General features: G+C 74.0%; 7 protein-coding genes. 3 read left to right on the top strand and 4 right to left on the bottom strand.

Annotated features, from left to right (window positions below; genetic code table 11):
- Nucleotides 1-169: 169 nt before the first annotated feature.
- A complete protein-coding gene (locus A6R01_RS10315) occupies nucleotides 170-364 on the bottom strand; it encodes a hypothetical protein (RefSeq protein ID WP_292605525.1) in 195 nt (64 codons plus the stop codon).
- A complete protein-coding gene (bioB, locus tag A6R01_RS10310) occupies nucleotides 364-1392 on the bottom strand; it encodes a biotin synthase BioB (RefSeq protein WP_292605523.1) in 1029 nt (342 codons plus the stop codon). Before bioB ends, A6R01_RS10315 begins: the two co-directional genes overlap by 1 nt.
- Before the next feature lie 82 nt (nucleotides 1393-1474).
- Here bioB and A6R01_RS10305 point away from each other — a divergent pair, with 82 nt between their 5' ends.
- Genes A6R01_RS10305 through bioD form a run of 3 tightly spaced genes read left to right on the top strand, consistent with a single transcriptional unit; the run spans nucleotide 1475 to nucleotide 4592 of the window.
- Complete coding sequence (locus A6R01_RS10305; protein ID WP_292605521.1) at nucleotides 1475-2785, top strand: adenosylmethionine--8-amino-7-oxononanoate transaminase; 1311 nt, start codon at nucleotides 1475-1477, stop codon at nucleotides 2783-2785.
- Complete coding sequence (locus A6R01_RS10300) at nucleotides 2782-3906, top strand: 8-amino-7-oxononanoate synthase (protein ID WP_292605519.1); 1125 nt, start codon at nucleotides 2782-2784, stop codon at nucleotides 3904-3906. Before A6R01_RS10305 ends, A6R01_RS10300 begins: the two co-directional genes overlap by 4 nt.
- Nucleotides 3903-4592, top strand: coding sequence for a dethiobiotin synthase (gene bioD, locus A6R01_RS10295; RefSeq protein WP_292605517.1), 690 nt, complete (start codon nucleotides 3903-3905; stop codon nucleotides 4590-4592). Before A6R01_RS10300 ends, bioD begins: the two co-directional genes overlap by 4 nt.
- Before the next feature lie 148 nt (nucleotides 4593-4740).
- Here bioD and A6R01_RS10290 read toward each other — a convergent pair whose 3' ends face one another.
- Both A6R01_RS10290 and A6R01_RS10285 read right to left on the bottom strand, forming a co-directional pair.
- Nucleotides 4741-5310 carry a TetR/AcrR family transcriptional regulator C-terminal domain-containing protein gene (locus A6R01_RS10290; RefSeq protein WP_292605515.1) on the bottom strand — a complete coding sequence of 190 codons (570 nt, stop codon included), beginning with the start codon at nucleotides 5308-5310 and terminating at the stop codon, nucleotides 4741-4743.
- A 10-nt stretch (nucleotides 5311-5320) separates the two neighbouring features.
- A partial coding sequence (locus tag A6R01_RS10285; protein ID WP_292605513.1) for an SDR family NAD(P)-dependent oxidoreductase occupies nucleotides 5321-6056 on the bottom strand: 736 nt, incomplete at its 5' end.

Genomic DNA, 6056 nt, shown 5'->3' with positions numbered 1-6056 from the left:
GAACGCGCGTCGTTCCTCGACGCTGTAGACACCTTCGATGGGCAAGTCGATCACTCCTAGATCAGAGCGACTGACTCACACGCAGACTGGCAGACAGGGAGACGACAAAGGTTCGTCGTCCCACTTCCGGGTTCGTCGGCTGGCCGACAAACCCCCGCCGGCCTCCACCTCAGCCGGCGACGGTGCCGTGCTCCACGCAGGTGGCGGCCCACTCGCGCGGGGTGACCTGCACCTTCATCCGCCGACCGCACCGGGTGCAGAAGCGCGGCGGCTCCAGGGCGAGCATCTGCTCGCAGCGGGGGTGCGGCGCGGTCAGCGCCTGACCGCAGTGGCCACAGGTGCGGGCGACCCCGGGCGCGGTCACTAGAGAGTCTTCGCCAGCTCGCGGATCGGCATCTTCAGCTCGCTGAGCAGCGCGAGGTCCTCGTCGGGGTCGCGGCCCAGGGTGGTGAGGTAGTTGCCGACGATGATCGCGTTGACGCCTCCGAGCAGGCCCTCGCGGGTGCCGAGGTCGCCGAGGGTGAGCTCGCGCCCACCGGCGTACCGCAGGATCGTGCGGGGCATCGCCAGGCGGAAGGCCGCGATGGTGCGCAGCGCGTCCTGGGCGTCCATGGTCGACAGGTCGCCGAACGGGGTGCCGGGGCGCGGGTTGAGGAAGTTGAGCGGGACCTCGTGGGGGTCGAGCTCGGCGAGCTGGGAGGCCAGCTCGGCGCGCTGCTCGAGGGTCTCGCCCATGCCGACCAGGCCGCCGCAGCACAGCTCCATGCCGGCGTCGCGGACCATCTGGCAGGTCTCCCGGCGCTCCTCGTAGGAGTGCGTGGTGACGACGCTCGGGAAGTAGGACCTCGCGGCCTCGAGGTTGTGGTTGTAGCGGTGCACGCCGATCGCGGCGAGCTCGTCGACCTGCTCCTGGGTGAGCATGCCCAGCGAGCACGCGACGTTGATGTCGACCGCGTCGTGGATCGCCTTCACTCCGTCGCGCACCTGCGACATCAGCCGCTCGTCGGGGCCGCGGACCGCGGCGACGATGCAGAACTCCGTCGCGCCGGTCTCGGCGGTCTCCTTCGCGGCCTGCACCAGCTGCGGGATGTCGAGCCACACCGAGCGCACCGGGGAGGTGAACTGGCCGGACTGGCTGCAGAAGTGGCAGTCCTCGGGGCAGCCGCCGGTCTTGAGGCTGATGATGCCCTCGACCTCGACCTCGGGACCGCAGTGGCGCATCCGCACGTCGTGGGCGAGCCCGAGCAGGGCGGGCACGTGCTCGTCGGGCAGCCGCAGCACCTCGACCAGGTCCTCGTAGGAGAGGCCCTCGCCGTTCTCCAGCACCTGGGTGCGGGCGCGGCTGAGGATCGCGGGCTCGGTCAGGTCCGGGGTCACGGGAGCAGCAGTCACGAACCGGGAGCGTAGCCCCGTCGAGCCGGATCCTGAACAGTGTTCAGTTCGTGGGCGTGCCGCGCCGTATTCTCACCCCGCGATGAGCCCCCTCGACCCCACCGACGTGCCCGCGCTGCTGGCCTACGACCGCGCCCACGTGTGGCACCCCTACACCTCGATGACCGACCCGGCGCCGGTGCGCGTGGTCGAGTCCGCCTCCGGCGTCCGGCTGCGGTTGGCGGGTCCGGACGGCATCCGGGAGGTCGTGGACGGGATGGCGTCGTGGTGGTCGGCGGTGCACGGGTACGCCGTGCCCGAGCTCGACGCCGCGCTGGCCGACCAGGCCGGGCGGATGTCGCACGTGATGTTCGGTGGGCTGACCCACGCCCCGGCGGTCCGGTTGGCCGAGAGGCTGGTGTCGATCTCCCCCGAGGGGCTCGAGCACGTCTTCCTCGCCGACTCCGGGTCGGTGTCGGTCGAGGTCGCCCTGAAGATGGCGCTGCAGGCCCAGCGCGGCCGGGGCCGGCCGGGGCGCTCGCGGATGCTGACCGTGCGCGGCGGCTACCACGGCGACACCGCCGGGTGCATGGCCGTGTGCGACCCCGAGGGCGGGATGCACTCGATGTTCGCCGGGGTTCTGCCGCAGCAGGTGTTCGCGGACCGGCCGCCGGCCGCCACCGCGACGGACGCGGAGGTGGAGACGTGGGCAGCCGGCGTACGACGCCTGGCGGGTGAGCACGCGCACGAGCTCGCCGGGATTGTGGTCGAGCCGCTGCTGCAGGGCGCCGGCGGCATGTGGACCTACCCGCCGGCGTGCCTGCGGGTGCTGCGCGAGGTGGCCGACGAGCACGACCTGGTGCTGGTGCTCGACGAGGTCGCGACCGGGCTCGGGCGGACCGGCACGATGTTCGCCTGCGAGGCGGCCGAGGTGGTGCCCGACGTGCTGTGCCTGGGCAAGGCGCTGACCGGCGGGTACCTCACGCTCGCGGCCGTCCTGTGCACCCCGCGCGTGGCCCACGACCTGTCCGCCTCGGAGTCCGGCGTGCTGATGCACGGCCCGACGTTCATGGGCAACCCGCTGGCCTGCGCGGTGGCGCTGGCGTCGCTGGAGCTGCTCGAGTCGCGCGGCTGGGAGGCCGACGTCGCCCGCGTGTCGGACGGTCTGCGCACCGGCCTCGCGCCGTTGCGCGATGCTGCGGGGGTGGTGGACGTACGCGTGCTGGGAGCGGTGGGCGCCGTGCAGCTCGACCACGCCGTCGACGTGCCGCGGGCGACGCAGGCGGCGCTCGACGCGGGAGTGTGGCTTCGGCCCTTCCGCGACCTGGTCTACGTGATGCCGCCCTACGTGGCCTCCCCGACCGACGTGGCCCTGATCTGCGAGGGCGTGGCCGAGGCGGTGGCGGTCGGATGACCTCCTGGTCGGACTGGCTGGCGGCCGAGGCCGCCGCCCGAGAGGCCGCCGGGCTGACCCGGTGGCTGGTGCCGCGACCCGCGGACGACGACGTCGTCGATCTCGCCGGCAACGACTACCTGGGGCTGGCGCGCGACCCGCGGGTGCGGGCGGCCGCCGCCGCGGCGGCCGAGACCTGGGGCGGCGGGGCGGGCGCCTCGCGCCTGGTCACCGGCACCCTCGACCTGCACTCCGAGCTCGAGGCCGAGCTCGCCGCATGGACCGGTCACGACGCAGCGCTGGTGCTCTCGACCGGGTACGCCGCCAACCTGGCCGTCGTCACGGGGCTGGTCGGCCGCGACTGCCACGTGGTCTCCGACGCCCACGTGCACGCCTCGCTCGTCGACGCCGCGCGGCTGTCGCGGGCACGGCTCACGATCACCCCGCACAGCTCGGTGTCGGCAGTGGTCGATGCCCTCGCCACCTCGGCCCCGGATCAGCGGACGATGGTGCTGGCCGAGTCGATCTACTCCGTCCTCGGTGACGAGGGTCCTCTGGTCGAGCTCGCGGCCGCCTGCGAGGAGGCCGGCGCCCTGCTCGTGGTCGACGAGGCGCACGGGCTGGGCGTGCACGGGGCCGGGGTGGTGCAGCGGCTCGGGCTGGCCGGGCTCCCCCACGTGCTGGTGACCGCCACGCTGTCCAAGGCGCTCGGCTCGCAGGGCGGGGCCGTGCTCGGCTCCCCCGCGTTCGTCGAGCACCTGGTCAACCGGGCCCGGCCCTTCATCTTCGACACCGCACTCGCCCCCGCCGCCGCAGGCGCCGCGCTCGAGGCCCTGCGGATCGCGCGCGCCGACGTCTCCCTGGCCGCGTGCGTGCGGTCGCGGGTGCTGGACCTGGCCGCGGAGCTGGGCGTGGAGCCGCCGGACGGCGCGGTGCTGTCGGTGCCGATGCCGTCGCCCCAGGTCGCCGTCGCCGCGCGCGACGCGTGCCTGGAGGCCGGGGTGCGGGTCGGCTGCTTCCGGCCGCCGTCGGTGCCCGACGGGATCTCCCGGCTGCGGGTCACCGTGTCGGCCGGCGTCCCCGAGGACGCGTGGGCCCGGACCGTCGAGACGCTGGTCGCGGTCGTGAAGGAGCACCGGTGAGCCGGCCAGGCCGGGTGCTGGTGGTGACCGGCACGTCGACCGGTGTCGGCAAGACCGTCGTGACGGCGGCGCTGTCGTCGGTGCTGGCCGCGCGCGGAGAGCAGGTCGTCGTGGTCAAGCCCGTGCAGACCGGCATCGCCGACGGCGACTGCGACGCCGAGGAGGTGCACCGCCTCACCGGCTGCGCCGTGCAGGAGCACGCCGCGCTCGACGAGCCGCTCGCACCCGAGACCGCCGCCCGCCGCGCCGGGGTCACGCTGCCCACGGTCGCCGAGCACGCCGACCGGCTCAAGGTGCACACCGAGTTCCACGACACGGTCGTCGTCGAGGGCGCCGGCGGCCTGCTGGTGCGGCTCGACTCCGACGGCGGCACCCTGCTCGACCTCGCGGCCTGGCTGGTCGACCGCGACGTCGACGTGGAGGTCGTCGTCGTCTGCGCCGCGGGGCTCGGCACCCTCAACCACACCGAGCTGACCGTCGGGGCCCTGCAGGCCCGCGGGATCCCGGTGCGGGGACTCGTCATCGGGTCGTGGCCCGATTCCCCCGGCCTGGCCGAGACCTGCAACCGCGAGGACCTGCCGCGTGTCACCGGCGTACCCCTGCTCGGGGCGGTGCCCGCCGGTGCCGGCGCCCTGGGGCGCGAGGAGTTCACCGCCGAGGCGGGCGGGTGGCTGCCGGGCTGGTGAAGGTTCGACTGATGTCAGTCAGACCTTCGCGTTCGCGGTCGAAGGTTCGACCGTCCTGTGCAAGGTCGGACTGATGTCAGTCAGACCTTCGCCCTCGCGGTCAGAACTCACGCACCCCCGTCGCACCTGCATCGGCGCACCGTGAGGTTCAGCGGGGCGCCGCTGAACCTTCCCGCACCCGCGACCGAATCCCCTCGACCACGAACCCCAGCCCCGTGCCGAAGTCGGCGGGCAGCGGGTCAGCGTCGATGGCACCGGCAGAGCCGGCCTGCAGGTGGGTCTGCTCCTCGAGGGTGTGGCCGAGCACGAGGTGCAGCACCGTCCGCGCGGCGGTGGGCACCAGCGCCTCCGGGAGACCCGACTCGGCCAGCGCGGCCGTCAGGTCGTCCAGCGGCTGCGTCGCGCCCAGGCCGAACGCGATGACGGTGGAGACCAGCTCCGCGCCGTCGCGGTAGGCGAGCATCGCGTCGCGCAGCTCGTGCGCCACCTCGACGACCCGCTCGTCCCAGGTCACCGCACCGCGCGGGCGCGCGCCGCGGCGCAGCACCTCGTCGGCCACGGCGCCCAGCAGCTCCTGCTTCGACGCGACGTGGTGGTAGAGCGCGCTCGGCTGCAGCTGCAGCTCCCCGGCGACCCGGCGCATCGAGACGTCGGCCAGCCCGTGGGAGTCCAGCAGGCGTAGCGCGACGGCGACGAGGTCCTCCCGAGTGCGACTCACGCAGGCGACCCTAGCGGTCGGTCGCGGAGACGCCGGACAGGTCCAGCGACAGACCGGTCTCGCGCTCGCACACCTCGAACAACCGGCGTACGGCGCTGGCCGAGCCTGGCCGCACCAGCGGACGCCGGACGGGGCGACCGGCCATCGCCAGCAGCGGGCCGTACAACGTGCCGCCCCGCACCCCGGGCTCGGTCGCCGCCCGCAGCTGGCTCAGCGCACCGCGCGGGACGCTCATCCCGAACCAGCTCGACAGGCGGTCCCACAACGGCCCCTGCCAGCCGGCACCGCCGAGCGCGTGAGTGGTGGCCTGCAGGTCGGAGTTGGTCAGGCCGGGGTGGGCGGCGACCGCGATCGCGTCGACGCCAGCGGCCTCGAACCGCTCCTGCAACCCCACCGCGAGGTGGCGGGCGGCGAGCTTGGTGTTGCCGTACATCAGCCAGGGGTTGTAGCGGCCGCTCATGTGCGGGTCGGCCGGGTCGAGCGCACGCCCCTGGTGCTGGGCGATGCTGCTCAGCGTCCCCCCCCGTGCCCCCGGCGTGGCGACGACCAGTGGCGCGAGCCGGCACAGCAGCGACCAGTGGCCCAGCACGTTGGTGGCCAGCTGGGCGTCGAAGCCGTCCTCGGTGGTCGCCTTCGGCGAGGCCATCACGCCCGCGTTGAGCATCAGCACGTCGAGGCGCTCGTGCGCGGCCAGCACCTGCTCGGCGAGCTCGGGGGTGTTGATCCGGTTGGACGCGCAGACCGGC

It is taken from the genome of Nocardioides sp. REDSEA-S30_B4 (assembly GCF_001627265.1).
In the GTDB taxonomy this organism is placed as follows: domain Bacteria; phylum Actinomycetota; class Actinomycetes; order Propionibacteriales; family Nocardioidaceae; genus Nocardioides.
This window is presented reverse-complemented; position numbering and strand designations above follow the sequence as displayed.

Coding starts and splice junctions, on each gene's coding strand:
- A6R01_RS10305 (WP_292605521.1), top strand. CDS start 1,475: ATGAGCCCCCTCGACCCCACCGACGTGCCCGCGCTGCTGGCCTACGAC.
- A6R01_RS10300 (WP_292605519.1), top strand. CDS start 2,782: ATGACCTCCTGGTCGGACTGGCTGGCGGCCGAGGCCGCCGCCCGAGAG.